The sequence below is a fragment of the Nitratireductor sp. ATLC21 genome, assembly GCF_057196525.1.
This window is the reverse complement of the sequence record NZ_JBXUOU010000001.1, coordinates 934,682-949,382: the sequence shown is the minus strand read 5'-3', so window position 1 is coordinate 949,382 and position 14,701 is coordinate 934,682. Positions and strand designations below refer to the sequence as shown.

General features: G+C 59.9%; 13 protein-coding genes. 9 read left to right on the top strand and 4 right to left on the bottom strand.

Features of this window, described 5'->3' with window-relative positions:
• Window positions 1-22 precede the first annotated feature (22 nt).
• Window positions 23-823 (bottom strand): glycoside hydrolase family 25 protein, encoded by an 801-nt coding sequence (locus AC2CHD_RS04630; protein WP_484552738.1) that lies wholly within the window; start codon window positions 821-823, stop codon window positions 23-25.
• 128 nt (window positions 824-951) lie between these two features.
• Here AC2CHD_RS04630 and AC2CHD_RS04625 point away from each other — a divergent pair, with 128 nt between their 5' ends.
• The gene (locus AC2CHD_RS04625) at window positions 952-2,349 is read left to right on the top strand and encodes a serine hydrolase domain-containing protein (RefSeq protein WP_484552737.1); all 1,398 of its coding nucleotides are present in this window, start codon (window positions 952-954) and stop codon (window positions 2,347-2,349) included.
• A gap of 138 nt (window positions 2,350-2,487) precedes the next feature.
• On the opposite strand, the gene AC2CHD_RS04620 is transcribed toward AC2CHD_RS04625, so the two are convergent.
• The 3 genes from AC2CHD_RS04620 to AC2CHD_RS04610 all read right to left on the bottom strand — a co-directional run bounded on the left by AC2CHD_RS04620 (window position 2,488) and on the right by AC2CHD_RS04610 (window position 8,168).
• Window positions 2,488-3,165, bottom strand: a complete 678-nt coding sequence (locus tag AC2CHD_RS04620) for a class I SAM-dependent methyltransferase (protein ID WP_484552736.1) — start codon at window positions 3,163-3,165, stop codon at window positions 2,488-2,490.
• Between the two features lie 2 nt (window positions 3,166-3,167).
• Complete coding sequence (locus AC2CHD_RS04615) at window positions 3,168-4,412, bottom strand: BtaA family protein (RefSeq protein ID WP_484552735.1); 1,245 nt, start codon at window positions 4,410-4,412, stop codon at window positions 3,168-3,170.
• 129 nt (window positions 4,413-4,541) lie between these two features.
• Window positions 4,542-8,168: a hydantoinase B/oxoprolinase family protein gene (locus AC2CHD_RS04610; protein WP_484553217.1), complete on the bottom strand. Its 3,627-nt coding sequence runs from the start codon at window positions 8,166-8,168 to the stop codon at window positions 4,542-4,544.
• 160 nt (window positions 8,169-8,328) lie between these two features.
• Between AC2CHD_RS04610 and AC2CHD_RS04605 the strand changes: the two genes are divergently transcribed.
• From AC2CHD_RS04605 to AC2CHD_RS04570, 8 genes are all read left to right on the top strand, one after another.
• Window positions 8,329-9,300 (top strand): TRAP transporter substrate-binding protein, encoded by a 972-nt coding sequence (locus tag AC2CHD_RS04605; protein WP_484552734.1) that lies wholly within the window; start codon window positions 8,329-8,331, stop codon window positions 9,298-9,300.
• A 99-nt stretch (window positions 9,301-9,399) separates the two neighbouring features.
• Entirely contained in the window at window positions 9,400-9,951 is a 552-nt protein-coding gene (locus AC2CHD_RS04600; RefSeq protein ID WP_484552733.1) for a TRAP transporter small permease, read from the top strand.
• The gene (locus tag AC2CHD_RS04595; RefSeq protein ID WP_484552732.1) at window positions 9,951-11,255 is read left to right on the top strand and encodes a TRAP transporter large permease; all 1,305 of its coding nucleotides are present in this window, start codon (window positions 9,951-9,953) and stop codon (window positions 11,253-11,255) included. The genes AC2CHD_RS04600 and AC2CHD_RS04595 overlap by 1 nt, the downstream gene beginning before the upstream one ends.
• Entirely contained in the window at window positions 11,255-11,779 is a 525-nt protein-coding gene (locus tag AC2CHD_RS04590) for a winged helix DNA-binding protein (RefSeq protein WP_484552731.1), read from the top strand. The genes AC2CHD_RS04595 and AC2CHD_RS04590 overlap by 1 nt, the downstream gene beginning before the upstream one ends.
• Window positions 11,780-11,908: 129 nt before the next feature.
• A complete protein-coding gene (locus AC2CHD_RS04585; RefSeq protein ID WP_229448873.1) occupies window positions 11,909-12,094 on the top strand; it encodes a hypothetical protein in 186 nt (61 codons plus the stop codon).
• 165 nt (window positions 12,095-12,259) lie between these two features.
• On the top strand, window positions 12,260-12,970 hold the full coding sequence (locus tag AC2CHD_RS04580; RefSeq protein ID WP_229448874.1) for a J domain-containing protein: 711 nt from the start codon (window positions 12,260-12,262) through the stop codon (window positions 12,968-12,970).
• Window positions 12,967-13,734, top strand: a complete 768-nt coding sequence (locus AC2CHD_RS04575) for an N-acetylmuramoyl-L-alanine amidase (protein WP_484552730.1) — start codon at window positions 12,967-12,969, stop codon at window positions 13,732-13,734. The genes AC2CHD_RS04580 and AC2CHD_RS04575 overlap by 4 nt, the downstream gene beginning before the upstream one ends.
• Window positions 13,735-13,943: 209 nt before the next feature.
• Window positions 13,944-14,633 carry a lytic transglycosylase domain-containing protein gene (locus tag AC2CHD_RS04570; protein ID WP_229448876.1) on the top strand — a complete coding sequence of 230 codons (690 nt, stop codon included), beginning with the start codon at window positions 13,944-13,946 and terminating at the stop codon, window positions 14,631-14,633.
• Window positions 14,634-14,701: the final 68 nt, after the last annotated feature.

The following is a 14,701-nucleotide window of genomic DNA, read 5'->3' as shown; positions in this document are numbered from 1 at the left end:
ACGCCGTGGGCGCTTCGTGTTGTCATCTGGCGTTGGCCTTCAGCCAGTTTTTCCAGGCTGTCGCATTGCCGTTAAACACGTTGATGTCGGCTTTACCCTCTATGCCGGGGATGACACCGGTACCGGTGTATTGCCAGAAGACCCACGGATGGTTTGCATATTTGTCGTCCGGGTGTCCGGCCACCGAGCGTAACCAGAAGGGATAGCCTTTGAAACTGCTGAGGCCGTTGTCGTCAAAGAAATCGATCGATGTGTAGATAATGGGGCGCTTGCCGTAATGCCGTTCCACCGTATCGAGGAAAATCCGCATCTCTGCGCGCACTTTCTCCGCTGGCGGGCGGGTCGTGCAGGTTGGCGAGAAAGGGTTCCACTCCATGTCGAGCACGGGTGGGAGTGCCGAGGCATCCCGCGGCACGTTGCGGATAAACCAGCGTGCTTGTTCGATGGCCGGCCGGCAGAAGTAGAAGAAGTGATAGGCGCCGCGGGGCACACCCGCCGCCTTGGCCTCGCGCCAGTTGCGCGCGAAAAAGTCATCCACCCGGTCGCCGCCTTCTGTCGCTTTGATAAAAGCGAAAGAGATGTTGTTGCGCGCGACCTTATTCCAATCGATTTTAGCCTGATATTTGGCCACATCAGTGCCATGGATCGCATAGTGCCAGGGCGCCCGACCTTTCCATTCATGCGGGTCGGTGTCGCCAAACCGCAGGCCATGGCTGGTTGAAGCGGGTGTTTGCACCTTGGGAGCAATATCGGAAAAATCATAGTCGACCGTGGAGCAGCCAACGAGCAAGACGGATAGACTGGCGATGATCAAACGACGCATGATGTGCAGAGGCTCCCCCGGATGCGAATCAGCGAAATTGAGCGTCGCTCACAGGAATAGGCGAAGATGACAGCCCAGTCACCACGGCAGGCCCGGCAGCGAGACGAAATCAGGAACTGGAAGTGCGAATGCGGCTGATGTTCAGGCTTCTCAAGTGGCTCCTCAGCCTCATTTTGATCGTGCTCATCGGGGGGGCTTTGTGGCTGTATCTTGCTCCCCCCGCTCTTATCCGCGTTGGTTCCAATTACGCGGCCAAAATTATCTGCTCGAATGTCTTTGTAGCGGGCCGCGACCCGCAGACCGTGCTTGAGCAGGATGTTCAGGCGCCGGGGCACCCGCTCCTGAAGCTCATGCGCGTGCGGGTCGAGCCGTCCGATGCCACGGTTCACACCGGCCTCTTCGGTGTTTTTGGCGGGGGGCTTGCCGTCTATCGCGGTGCGACCGGCTGCGCCGCCGTGCCCGATGGCGATGTGGACGCGGCACTGGGCGCCCGTTTCGACAGGCAGGAGCCTTCGCCTCAGGGGACGGATCTGTGGCCGGATGGCCCGCGCATCGACGTAAAGGGGCATGAGCTGGTGGCCAAACTGCTTGATGATCCCGCGCTCACCGGCCCCGGCATGCGCGCCGTGGTCGTCGTGCAGGATGGCCGCATCATTGGCGAGCGCTTTGGCGAGGATGTCGCCCATTACACGCAGCCCCTGATCGGCTGGTCCATGACCAAAACCGTTACCGCCGCCCTCATCGGCACCCGCGTCAAGGCCGGTCGCCTGTCCGTCGAGGATAGAAATCTGTTCCCCGAATGGGCGGATGACGAACGATCGCAGATCACCGTTGCCGATCTTCTCGCCATGGAGAGCGGTCTCTACTTCAACGAGGATTACGGCGATGTGAGCGATGTCACGCGCATGCTCTATCTCGCCTCGGACATGCCGGCCTTCGCGGCTGACCAGAAGCTTGAAAGCCCGGTCGGCGAGGTTTTCAACTATTCGAGCGGCACGAGTGTTCTCCTGTCGCGTGTGTGGCAAGACACGTTCAGCGCGCCCCAGGATGCGCTGGCCTGGCCCTATGAGGCCCTGTTCGGTCCGCTCGGCATGGACAGCGCCGTCTTCGAGACCGATACGCGTGGCACTTATGTCGGGTCCTCAAACCTTTATGCATCTGCGCGTGACTGGGCGAAGTTCGGCCAGCTTCTCCTTCAGGATGGCGTGTGGAAGGGCGAGCGCATTCTGCCCGAAGGCTGGGTGCGGTGGATGCGCACCCCCACCGAGGCTTCGGGCGGCGAATATGGCCGTCATGTCTGGCTGCACGGCCCGCGCGCCAACACACCGCGCGGTGTACCGGAAGACGAGGGTTTCGACCTGCCTTCTGATGCATTCTGGATGCTCGGCCATGATGGCCAGACCATCACGGTCATCCCCTCGCTGCGCATGGTGGTTGTGCGCATGGGCCTCACACCCTCACGCCTCGGCTACAAGCCACAGGCGCTGATCGAGGCTCTGGCGAAACTTCCGGGGAAGATGGAGTAGGGTGAAGTTGTGCGTGGTTCGACAAGCTCACCATGAGGGATGGGATTGGCTGCACAACTGGTGAGCAAGGGCGTGGAACCGGTCTTCACCGCGAAGCTCCACTTCCCTCATGGTGAGCTTGTCGAACCACGCACCACGTCAATGCAACAGTATCTCGTCTACCGCAGGCAGTTCCACAATCGCCCGCACGGCGTAACCGCGAAAAGACGAGTCGAAACGCAGGTTTGCGCCCCGTTTCTCGCATTCCGATTCCAGTGCTTCACGCAGTGAATCACGCGGCGTCACGTGGAAGGCTGCAAGCCAGCGCCGCAGTCCTGCGCGGAACCAGCCGGGCAGGCGCTCCTGCTGGCCGAAATCCACGATGTGCAGCGACCCGCCCGGCGCAACGCAGTCGAGGCCGGCTGCAATGGTCTCGCGCCATGGCGGGATCATCGACAGCGAATAGGAAATGAAAACCCGGTCGAACCGGGTTTTCCCGAACAGCGCTTCGGCATGGAAAGAAGATGCATCGGCCTTGGCCAGTTGGGCCTCAATGCCCTCGCGCTCCATGCGCCGTCTGGCGGTTGACAGCATCTCCTGCGAGATGTCGAGGCCGAAGAGCCGCGCTTTTGGAAAGTGGCTCGACACGAGCGCCAGATTGCGCCCCGTTCCACAGCCCAGCTCCAGTACCGTGCCGCCTTCCGGCACGTTCAGCCCGCCGATCAGCCCGTCGCGCCCAAGCAGATAATATTTGCGCGTCAGATCATAGATATGGCGCTGGCGGCGATAGACGCCGTCCATCAGGCTGGCGTGGCCTGCGGCCTGCGGCATGGCCATTCTCAGGCCGCCTTCACATAGAGGTGGAAGCCGCCATAGATCGCCGAGCGATCATTGGCTGAAAGTTCGCGCGAGCGGATTTTCTCATAGTGCCACTGGTTCAGAATGTGGTCGTGTACGCGGCCCGGCAGCAGGCTCGGTGCTGCGGCTGTGCGGAAAATGACGCGGGCGCCGGGCGCTGCCGTGCGGGTTATCTCGCTCCACAGCGCGTTGAGCTGATCATCGTTCATCCAGTCCTGGGCGTCGAGCAACACATAGCGGTCCACGCTCTGTGCCGGCTTTTTACCCAGCACATCCATCAGGTTTGCGTGATGCACGGTCACGTTGTCTGCTGCTGCGCGGATTGTCTCGAAGTTTCGGCGTTCCAGATAGGCGGGCAGGGCGGCCTCGTCCTGTGCGGGGTAGTGGCGTGCAAAAGCCTGCCAGGCGAAATAGTTTTCCTTGAGCGGAAAATGGCAGGCGAGTTTTTCAAGGCGGCTCGAGAGCACGTCTGCCATGCTGCCGTTGCCGGCGGTGATGAGTGAATCGTACTGTGCGGGCGGAATACCCAGGCCGAACAGGGAGGCTTTGCGTGACGTCGCCCAGCGGACCAATTTCCGCTCGAAGAGGGGCCGCAATTGCTCATCGAAGAAAAGGCGCTGGTCGCGCATAGAACGTGATTTCATGATGTCGGCAGGGTTCACGCCATAAAGTTTTGCGACCGTGTGGCCCGTGGCGATGAAGAGGCCGAGCAGGCCTTTGCGATAGAAATTCTTGCTGAATGCATCGATCCGGCGGCGCCCGAGCGGTCCACGTTTCTCCCAATGCCGGCGTGACTGGGCATCGAGTGCGGGCGCGATGAAACGCTCATAGGCCTGTTTGTTGGAGCGCTGGTTGGTGGCGCCGAAAAACCGGAGGAGGTCGCCATGGTTTGGCAATGTCTTGAAGGCTGCGAGCTTCAGCCGGTTGAGCGCTACATGCGCGGCGTTCAGGTCCACGGCGTCGATCTTTGCCGGCTGGCGGGTGAGATAGGCCAGCACATTGCAGCCGCCCGACGCGATGGTGACGATGCGATGGCTCTCATCGAGTTCCATCGCGGCCATGTCCACGTCCGGGTCTTCCCAGATCTGCGGATAGACGAGGCCCGAGAAAAGAAGGGCGAAGAGGCGTTCGGAAAGGCCGGCGCGCGTGGTGGCCCTGTTCTGGTAGACCGCCTTGCCGAGATGGCGGCGGGTGGAAAGGCCGGTGCCGGCTGAAAGATCTGTCATGGGTCTCTCCCCTCAATCTTTTATTGAGGGGCTACTGCGCTTCCATGACAGGCGCGTGAACGCTGAATGACCGAGTGTGACGGGGCTGTTAAAGGCGGGGAATATTCCCCGCCCGCAGTGCCGAGCGCTTTACGCCTTTCCGAACCCACCGGCGGTGGGCGTGGTCACGATCACCGCTTCACCGGCCTCGATGACTGTCTGGTCGCAGCCCTTGAGCGTTTCGACGTGGCCATCACGGCGGCGCACCTCGGTCTTGCCCATTTCTCCGTCTCCGCCGCCCTCTACGCCGCGTGGCGGCAGGGTGCGGTGAGAGGAGAGAATGGCGCATTCCATGGTTTCGAGGAAGCGAATGGTGCGGCGCGTGCCGTCGCCCGCATTCCACTTGCCCTTGCCGCCCGAGCCTCCGCGGATGTGGAAGTCCTCGAGCAGAACCGGGAAGCGCAGTTCAAGGATTTCCGGGTCCGTCAGGCGTGAATTGGTCATGTGGACATGCACGCCCGACGCGCCGTCAAAGCCGCGTCCGTCATTCATGCGCCCTGCTGGAGCACCCGAGCAGATGGTTTCGTAATACTGATATTCTTCGTTGCCGAAGGTCAGATTGTTCATCGTGCCCTGGCTGTTGGCGATTGCCTTCATCGCGCCGAACAGCGCATTGGTCACGTGCTGGGACGTCTCCACATTGCCGGCCACGACAGCCGCCGGATAGGAGGGGCGCAGCATGCAGCCTTCCGGGATCACGATGTTGATTGGCCGCAGGCAGCCCGCATTCATCGGGATCTGCCCTTCCACCATCACGCGGAAGGCATAAAGCACCGCCGCGCGGGTCACAGGTTCGGGCGCGTTGAAATTGTTCTTTTGAACATCCGATGTGCCGGTGAAATCGACGGTCGCCTCGCGCTTCTCGCGGTCGACGGTGATCTTCACCTTGATCACCTGGCCGGTATCAGTCGGATATTCATATTCCGACGCATCCGGCAGGCGTTCGAGCACGCGGCGCACGGCTTCTGCCGCATTGTCCTGCACATGGCCCATATAGGCCTGCACCACGTCCAGACCGAACTGGTCGATCATCTTGCGCAGTTCCGCCACACCCTTTTCATTGGCGGCGATTTGCGCCTTCAGATCGGCGATGTTCTGGTGCGGATTGCGTGCGGGGTAGGGGTGGTCGGTGAGAAGCGTGTGCAGGTCCTGTTCGCGGAAGCGGCCGCCATCGACGAGCTTTAAATTGTCGAACAGAACGCCTTCCTCGTCCACCGTGGTCGCCAGCGGTGTCATGGAGCCGGGGGCGGTGCCGCCGACATCGGCATGGTGGCCGCGCGAGGCGGTGTAGAACAGGATGGTTTCGCCGCGATCATCAAACACGGGCGTGACCACCGTGATGTCGGGCAGATGCGTGCCGCCATTGTAAGGCGCGTTCAGCGCGAACACGTCGCCGGGGCGGATATTGCCCTTGTTCAGCCGGATGATTGTTTCCACCGAACGGTCCATGGAGCCCAGATGCACCGGCATGTGCGGGGCGTTGGCCACCAGCGCGCCATTCTGGTCGAAGACCGCGCAGGAGAAATCGAGCCGCTCCTTGATGTTCACCGAATAAGCGGTGTTCTGCAGCGTCACGCCCATCTGTTCGGCGATCGACATGAACAGGTTGTTGAAGACCTCCAGCATCACCGGGTCGGCTTCTGTGCCAAGGGCTGCCATGCGGGCCTTTTTCTCCACGCGCCGCATGAGGATATGATCGAGTGCAGTAATCTCGGCCTGCCAGCCGGGCTCCACGACAACCGTCTGGTTGGCCTCGATGATGAGGGCAGGCCCGTTGATTTTTGCACCGCGCGACAGGGCTTCACGCCGGAAGATACCGGCATCATGCCATGCGCCATCGCAGAAGATGGGACGCGTTTCGCCGGGCTGTGGCATCGTTTCGGTGGTCGCCTGCTCCTGCTCCACCGGTCGTCCGTCGCCGGCGTCCAGTCCCTCGACGCTGACGGCTTCCACCACCATCGGCTTGTCGTCATAGACGAAGCCGAACTGCGCCTTGTGCGCCGCCTCGAAGGCGGCTTTGGCAGTCTCAAGCGTGCCGTCGAAGGCAATGGGCAACGTCGTATCGGTGCCCTCGTAGCGGATTTCCAGCTTTGTGGCCCAGACCACCTTGTCGCCGGTGATGCCCTGATCGGCAAGTTCGGCGCGCACTTCTTCGCGCAGCGACGCCGAAAGCGCGTCGATGGCCTCCAGCGCGCTTTTTGAGAATGGCTGCATCAGCGCCTGCTGGCGCGAGGCAAAGACGGTCGCAAGCCCGATGCCATAGGCTGAAAGCAGGCCCGACATCGGATGGATGAGCACGGCTTCCATGCCAAGCGCGTCGGCCACGAGACAGGCATGCTGGCCGCCCGCGCCACCGAAGCAGTTCAGCAGGTAGCCCGTGACGTCATAGCCGCGCTGTACGGAAATCTTCTTCACCGCATTGGCCATGTTTTCCACGGCAATGGTGACAAAACCTTCCGCCACGGCTTCCGCCGGGCGTCCGTCGCCGAGCTTTTCGGCAAGCGCGGTGAAACGCGCGCGCACGGCGTCCACATCGAGCGGCTCGTTCTGCTCGGGGCCGAAAATGGCCGGGAAGAAGTCGGGCTGCAATTTTCCGAGCATCACATTGGCATCGGTTACGGCGAGTGGCCCGCCACGGCGGTAGCAGGCGGGGCCGGGATTGGCGCCAGCCGAATCCGGACCGACCTTGAGCCGGTTGTCCTCGAAATGCAGCACCGAGCCACCGCCGGCGGCCACGGTGTGTATGCGCATCATCGGCGCGCGAATGCGCACGCCCGCCACTTCCGTGTCGAAGGCGCGTTCATATTCTCCGTCATAATGGGCGACATCCGTCGAGGTGCCGCCCATGTCGAAGCCGATCACCTTGTCGAAGCCGGCAAGCCGCGCGGTCTCCACCATGCCGACCACGCCGCCGGCAGGACCGGAGAGGATCGCATCCTTGCCCTGAAACTTGTCGGCTGCGGTCAGACCGCCCGACGACATCATGAATTTGAGGCTGGGGCCCTGGCCGTTCTCATCGACGCCCAGTTCTGCCGCCACGCGGCTCACATAGCGTGACAGGATCGGCGACAGATAGGCATCCACCACCGTCGTGTCGCCGCGCCCAACCAGCTTGATGAGTGGTGAGGTCTCGTGGCTGACAGAGACCTGCGAGAAACCGGAATCGCGGCAAAGGCTTGCAGCGGCTTTCTCATGCTCGGGATATTTCCACGCATGCATGAAGACGATGGCCACCGCATCGATGCCGTCGGCCTTGGCCGCCTCGATCTCGCCCTTCACGGCTCCAAGGTCGAGTTCCGTTTCCACCGTGCCGTCCACGCGTCGGCGCTCCGGCACCTCGATCACGCGCTCATAGAGCTGTTCGGGAAGAATGATCTCCTTGGCGAAGATGTCGGGCCGCGCCTGGTAGGCGATCTTCAGCGCGTCGCGAAAGCCTTTGGTGATGAGAAGCACCACGCGGTCGCCCTTGCGCTCCAGAAGCGCATTGGTGGCCACCGTTGTGCCCATCTTCACGTCGCCGATCAGATGCGAGGGCATGGGCTCGCCCTTTTTGACGCCGAGGTGATCGCGAATACCCTGAATACCGGCGTCGGCATAGGCTTCCGGATTTTCAGAAAGCAGCTTGCGGGCAAAGAGCCCGCCATCGGGGGCGCGGCCGATAACGTCGGTGAACGTGCCGCCGCGGTCGATCCAAAAATCCCATTTGCCTGCTGTCATCATCGGTTCCTTCGCATTATCCTTGCCGGAAGGAGAACCATGTCTCGGATAAAACGTCAATAATTTATTGACATATTATCTGGATGTGCCACGCTGCCTAAGTCGCAGCGAAGAAGGTGAGGGAACGCCTCCGTTGCATTATAGAAATGGGAGATCAAACATGCATCATTCCGTCAAGTTCGCTTTGGCCGCAGCTGCGCTCGGCTTTGCCACATCCGCATCGGCGCAGACCAAGTGGGATATGCCGGTGCCTTATGGCGACACCAATTTCCACACTCAGAACATCGTTCAGTTTGCCGACGATGTGAAAACCGCCACCAATGGCGGGCTCGAAATCACCGTTCATTCAAACGGTTCACTCTTTAAGCATCCGGACATCAAGAATTCCGTGCGTCAGGGGCTCGCCCAGATCGGTGAGATCCTCGGCTCGCGCCTTTCCAACGAAGATCCGATCTACGAAGTGGATTCCATCCCCTTCCTGGCAACCAGCTATGATGATGCGAAGAAGCTTTATGATGCGTCGAAAGAGCAGCTTGCGGCCAAGCTTGAGGAGCAGGGATTGCAGCTGCTTTTCTCTGTGCCCTGGCCGCCGCAGGGCATCTACACCAAAAAGGAAATTTCCTCGGTTGACGACCTCAAGGGCCTGAAGATGCGTGCCTACAATGCGGCGACCGAACGGCTCGCCCAGCTTGCCGGGGCATTGCCCACACAGGTCGAGGTGCCCGATCTGCCCACAGCCTTTGCCACGGGGCGTGTTGAAGCCATGATCACCTCACCGTCGACAGGTGCAAACTCCAAGGTCTGGGATTTCCTCTCTCACTACTCCGATGCGCAGGCGTGGCTGCCGCGCAATATGGTCTTCGTGAACAAGGCAGCATTCGGCGCCCTGTCGGAGGATCAGCAGGCAGCTGTGCTCGAGGCGGCCGCTACCGCGGAGACCCGTGGCTGGGAGGCTTCCGTCAAGGAAACGATGGAGAAGACGCAGATCCTGAAAGACAACGGCATCACCGTGACGGCGCCCAGCGCTGAGCTCAAGGAAGGGCTGGCAGCGATCGGTGCTGAGATGTCGGCGGAATGGGCCGAAAAGGCCGGCGACGAAGGCAAGGCCGTTCTGGACGCCTACAAGAACTGATCGCTTTGACAGGCGCTGCAGGCGACGGAACATTTCGTTGCCTGTAGACGCGTTGCCGCGTGCAACCGCAATCTGACCGTCGGAGCGGAGACGACGACAATGAGAAAGACATTAAACGGGCTCTATGGCGCGGCCGAATGGCTGGCCATGGCTGCTCTCGGCGTGATCGCTCTTATGGTGTTTGCGCAAGTGCTCGGACGTGTCATCGACACTGTGATGGGCCTTTTCGGTCTGCCACCCTTCGGATTTCTTGTTCCGTCGCTGGCTGAGATCGCTGGCTTTCTGCTGGTGGGAGCCTCGTTCATGGCGCTCGCCGGCTCGCTTCGCGGCGGTGCGCAGATTCGCGTGACCTTGGCATTGACAGCCATGCCCGACAGGATGCGGCAAATGGCCGAGGTATTCGTGCTTGTCATAGGTGCCGCGCTGTCGGGATTCTTCTTTTACTATGCGTCAAAGCTCGCCTTCGACAGCTACCGTTTCAACGAGTTGTCCTATGGCATTATCGCCGTTCCGCTCTGGATCCCACAGGCGGTCATGGCGCTCGGGGTTGGTGTTTTCACCCTTGCCCTTCTGGACGACCTCTTTGCGGCTCTCGCCGGGAGGCCTCCATCCTATCTGGCAAATGAAGATGGCGCAGCGGAGGAGGTGTGATGGATCTTCTGACCATTTCTCTCACACTCGGCGGCCTGCTCCTCGTTTTGCTGGCGGCAGGACTGTGGGTCGCGTTGGCGCTCATGATTGCCGGTCTTGCCGCCATCTTCTTCATGGTGCCGGTGCCGCCCGGCGCGGTGATGGCCACCACAGTATGGGGTTCCATCAACTCCTGGGACCTTGCCGCTCTCCCGATGTTTATCTGGATGGGGGAGATTCTCTTTCGCACGCGGCTCGCAGAAGACATGTTCGCCGGGCTGGCGCCGTGGATGCGGCGTCTGCCGGGACGGCTTCTGCACGTCAACATTCTTGGCTGTGCCATTTTCGCCGCTGTGTCGGGTTCGTCCGCCGCCACCACGGCCACCATTGGGCGCATGTCTCTCCCGGAACTCAGAAAGCGTGGCTACGACGAGCGCATGGCCATCGGCTCGCTCGCTGGTTCAGGCACGCTCGGCCTGCTTATTCCTCCCTCGATCATTCTGATCGTCTACGGTGCGGCCACCGAGCAGTCGATCGCGCGACTTTTCATCGCCGGGGTTATTCCCGGCCTGATGCTCGCAGCGCTCTTCATGGGCTATACGGCAGTCTGGTCTCTGATCAATCGCAGGCGCATGCCCGAAGCCGATGCACGTGTGCCCTATCTTCAGCGCATTTGGCAGACCCGTCGCCTTTTTCCGATCCTTGCACTCATCGCCGGGGTTATCGGTTCCATTTATGGGGGCTTTGCTTCTCCCACGGAGGCGGCAGTCGTGGGAGTGGTGCTTGCGCTGGCGCTCTCTTGGTTCACCGGCACGCTCAATCGTGTGACGTTTTCTGATGCGTTGCGCAACGCTTCACGTACCTCCTGCATGATCGTGCTCATTCTGGCTGGCGCATCGGTGTTGACGGTGGCTATGGGCTATACGGGCATTCCCCGGGCGCTGGCGCAGTTCATAGCAGAACAGGGATATTCGCCCTATGCCCTGCTCGCGGCGCTGACATTGTTCTTCATCGTTCTCGGCTGTTTTCTGGATGGCATTTCGATCGTCGTGCTGACCGCCTCCGTCATTTTGCCCATGGTGGAGGCTGCGGGGCTCGACATCATCTGGTTCGGCATCTATCTCGTCATCGTGGTCGAGATGAGCCAGATCACACCGCCGGTGGGTTTCAACCTGTTCGTCATTCAGGGGCTGACCGGCCACAACATTCTGAAGGTCGCCGGCATGACACTGCCGTTCTTCCTCATGATGATCGTTGCCGTGGTGCTGATCATCATGTTCCCGCAACTGGCGCTGTGGCTGCCGCAAACCATGCTCGCGAGGTGATGATGTCGAACGCGGAAAGGAAAGTCGGTCCGGTGGTCTCTGCTGCCCATCTGGCCGCCGGTGCCATGCCGGCATTGTCGGAGATCGAATTTGCGATGACCGTGATGAACCATTCCTTCGAGCGCTGGATGGTACGCTGCATGGCGGCTGCAGGTGTTCCGGGACTGCAGCCCACCGCCGTGCAAATTCTGCACGCGGTCAATCATCGGAACCGGGAGAAGACGCTTTCGGAATTGTGCATGATGTTCAACATCGAGGATGTGCACGTCGCTTCCTATGCCATCAAGAAACTTGCCGCGCTCGGCCTGGTCAAGACCGGGCGCAGAGGCAAGGAGAAGACCGTCAAGGCCACGGCGGAGGGCGCTGCGGCTTGCGAGCGCTATCATGAGGTTCGCGAGGCTCTGCTTGTTGCCAGCACAAAGCGGCTCAAACTCGATGAGGAGGCGCTTTCTGGCATCGCAGCGGTTATGCACGCCCTCTCTGGCCAGTACGATCAGGCTGCGCGCAGCGCGACCAGTCTTTAGTCCTCTCTTCTGATCCCGCATCGTTACCGACAGTCACTCAACGTGACGAAACTCCGTGCCGGCGCGCGCATTTCCCTTTTGTGAGCGCGGCGACGCGCTTTTGAGATGCGCTTTGTATGGAGAGTGGATATGAAAAAGTTTCTAGCCGCCACCGTTTCGGGCCTTGCCCTTCTTGGACTTGCTGCCTGCAGCGAAGGCGACAACACGACCACCCAGAGCATCGAGCCCGAGCAGCAGGATGCGACCCCGATGGATCCGCCGGCTGCAGCGCCGGAAGCTGAGCCGATGCAGGATCAGGATACGACCAGTCAGTAAGGGCCAGCCAATAAAGGCCATCAAAGGCCAATAAAGGTATGACCCGTCAGGCTGCGTATTGAGTGCCTGAGACCAAAGACCGGATGGCGCAAAAGGTGCCGTCCGGTTTTTGCTTGCGCCAAACTGCGCCTCGAAATCCAAAGCGTTTGCGGTTACAAAACCGACATGACGTTTTGGGATCGGATAACAGACTTTATCACGCGCGCGCCGGGCAATGCGCTGTCGGCGATGGTCGAGGCCATCCGCACGGTTTTCGAAGGCGACCCGCAACTGCGCCGGCGTGTTGCCTTTTCGATCGCCATCATCGCCCTGTCGGCGAAAATGGCTAAGGCAGATGGTGTCGTCACGCAGGACGAGGTGCGGGCGTTTCACGAGATTTTCTCGGTTCCGCGCAATGAACAGGCCAATGTTGCGCGTCTATACAGCCTCGCTCAGCAGGACGTGGCCGGCTTTGAAGCCTATGCGCATCAAATGGCTAATCTATGCGGATATGGCGGACCCAATTGCATGGTCCTCGAAGACATTCTTGATGCGCTCTTCCATATCGCAAAGGCCGATGGTGTGATTCACGAGCGGGAGACGGCGTTTTTGCAGCGCGTCGCAGAGATCTTTGATATTGGCGAAGATCATTTTGAGCAAATTCTGTCACGTCACGCCATTAAGGGAGATGGCAATCCCTATCTGGTTCTGGGCGTTGATCAGGATGCACCGTTCGAGGACATCAAGCGTCATTATCGCAAGCTGGTCGCCGAGAACCACCCAGACAGGCTGATCGCGCGTGGGGTTCCCGAAGAATTTTTGGCCATCGCCAACACTCGTCTTGCCGCGATCAATGCCGCCTATGAGAGCATCGAGAAAGTGCAGGTGCGCGCTTGAGTGTGGACGTCCTGAAAGCTGCCTCATTTGAGCCGGATTTCCAAGGCGCAGAGGTTTGTCCATCTCCCAATTTTGGCGAGCGGCGGAATGGCTGCACTCCCGATGCTCTTATCCTTCACTACACTGGAATGGAGACCGGCCAGAGCGCGCAGGACTGGCTTTGTGCGTCAGAGAGCGAGGTTTCAAGTCATTACCTCGTTCATGAAGATGGACGCATCGTGCAGATGGTTCGTGAGGCGGACCGCGCATGGCATGCAGGCCGGGGCACCTGGCAGGGCCGCGATGATGTGAATTCCTGGTCCATCGGCATCGAAATTGCGAATGCCGGGCATCCCATGGGGTTACCGGAATTCCCGGAGGCCCAAATCGAAGCGGTTTTGAGACTTGGGCGCGATATCTGCCGGCGTCACGGTATTTCACCAAAACGCGTTCTTGCTCACTCCGACATTGCCCCTGGCCGAAAGGTAGATCCAGGGGAACGTTTCCCATGGAAGCGCCTGGCGGAAGCAGGACTTGGCCATTTTGTCGCAACAGCGTCTGTTTCAGGCGGACGTGTCCTCGGCCCGGAGGACGACGGGCCAGCCGTTGAGGCGCTGCAGAGATTGTTGAAACGCTATGGCTATAACATCGATGTCAGCGGTGTTTATGACGAAAAAACCCAAACTGTTGTCCGGGAATTTCAAAGACATTTCAGACCTTTAGAGGTTGGTGGTCTGGCTGATGCGACAACATGCATAATTCTGCGGGAATTGTTGTATAATTGATCTGTGATTGATTCTTCTCCCTGACGATCACTCACTCCCAAGACTGGCGCAAAATTACATCGATTCATATTTATTGAATTGAAGCGCCTTTTTTGTTTCCCCTTCGCTTGCAAAACACCGCCCGTGTTGAGGTCGTGGGACCCTTGTCCTGGCCTCTTGAAAAAGCAAAACCGCCGCGCGAATGCCGCGGCTCAGAGTTACGGGTCGAAATGAAAATCAAAACCTTACTCGCGGCAGCGATCGCTGTCGGCGCTGCAACGTCTTTGTCCAACGCTGGCGAGAAGACCAACTACGCACAGGAAATAGCTCTGCATTCCGCGAAGAAGAGTGCTGAGAAAACCACCAAAGGCGAAGATGCTCCTAATCTGCTTCGGACAATTCTTCGCGGCGGAAATGGTTCCCAGGCGAGCAAGGTCGATATGACCACCACCGCGTCCGTCAAGCCGGCGAAAGCCACCAAGAAGACCGCTTCAAAGTCGAGCAGGAAGAAAACCACGGTGAAGACGACCGTCCGTTCAAGCGGGAAGGGCGGTTCCTATCAGACGATCATCGCTCAATACGCTTCGGCTTATGGGGTGCCGGTTTCCCTGGCGAATGCGGTGGTCCGGGTTGAGAGCAACTACCGTGCCAATGCACGGGGAGCGGCAGGCGAAATTGGCCTCATGCAGATCAAGCCGGCCACGGCGCGCATGATGGGCTACCGCGGTTCGGCCAAGGGGCTCTACAATCCCGACACCAACATCAAGTATGGCATGAAGTATCTCGCCAAGGCGCACAAGCTCGGTGGAGGCACGACCTGCGGGACGATTCTGAAATACAATGCAGGCCATGGCGCAAAGCGCATGAACCCGATCTCTTCGCGTTATTGCTCGAAGGTGAAGCGCATTCTCGGACACTAAGTTCGGGAATACGGGGTTTCGTGTGCAAACGCATGCGTTTTGAGTTGCGTTTTGTCGCACGAAACCCT

Coding starts and splice junctions, on each gene's coding strand:
- AC2CHD_RS04630 (WP_484552738.1), bottom strand. CDS start 823: ATGCGTCGTTTGATCATCGCCAGTCTATCCGTCTTGCTCGTTGGCTGC.
- AC2CHD_RS04625 (WP_484552737.1), top strand. CDS start 952: ATGCGGCTGATGTTCAGGCTTCTCAAGTGGCTCCTCAGCCTCATTTTG.
- AC2CHD_RS04620 (WP_484552736.1), bottom strand. CDS start 3,165: ATGGCCATGCCGCAGGCCGCAGGCCACGCCAGCCTGATGGACGGCGTC.
- AC2CHD_RS04615 (WP_484552735.1), bottom strand. CDS start 4,412: ATGACAGATCTTTCAGCCGGCACCGGCCTTTCCACCCGCCGCCATCTC.
- AC2CHD_RS04610 (WP_484553217.1), bottom strand. CDS start 8,168: ATGACAGCAGGCAAATGGGATTTTTGGATCGACCGCGGCGGCACGTTC.
- AC2CHD_RS04605 (WP_484552734.1), top strand. CDS start 8,329: ATGCATCATTCCGTCAAGTTCGCTTTGGCCGCAGCTGCGCTCGGCTTT.
- AC2CHD_RS04600 (WP_484552733.1), top strand. CDS start 9,400: ATGAGAAAGACATTAAACGGGCTCTATGGCGCGGCCGAATGGCTGGCC.
- AC2CHD_RS04595 (WP_484552732.1), top strand. CDS start 9,951: ATGGATCTTCTGACCATTTCTCTCACACTCGGCGGCCTGCTCCTCGTT.
- AC2CHD_RS04590 (WP_484552731.1), top strand. CDS start 11,255: ATGATGTCGAACGCGGAAAGGAAAGTCGGTCCGGTGGTCTCTGCTGCC.
- AC2CHD_RS04585 (WP_229448873.1), top strand. CDS start 11,909: ATGAAAAAGTTTCTAGCCGCCACCGTTTCGGGCCTTGCCCTTCTTGGA.
- AC2CHD_RS04580 (WP_229448874.1), top strand. CDS start 12,260: ATGACGTTTTGGGATCGGATAACAGACTTTATCACGCGCGCGCCGGGC.
- AC2CHD_RS04570 (WP_229448876.1), top strand. CDS start 13,944: ATGAAAATCAAAACCTTACTCGCGGCAGCGATCGCTGTCGGCGCTGCA.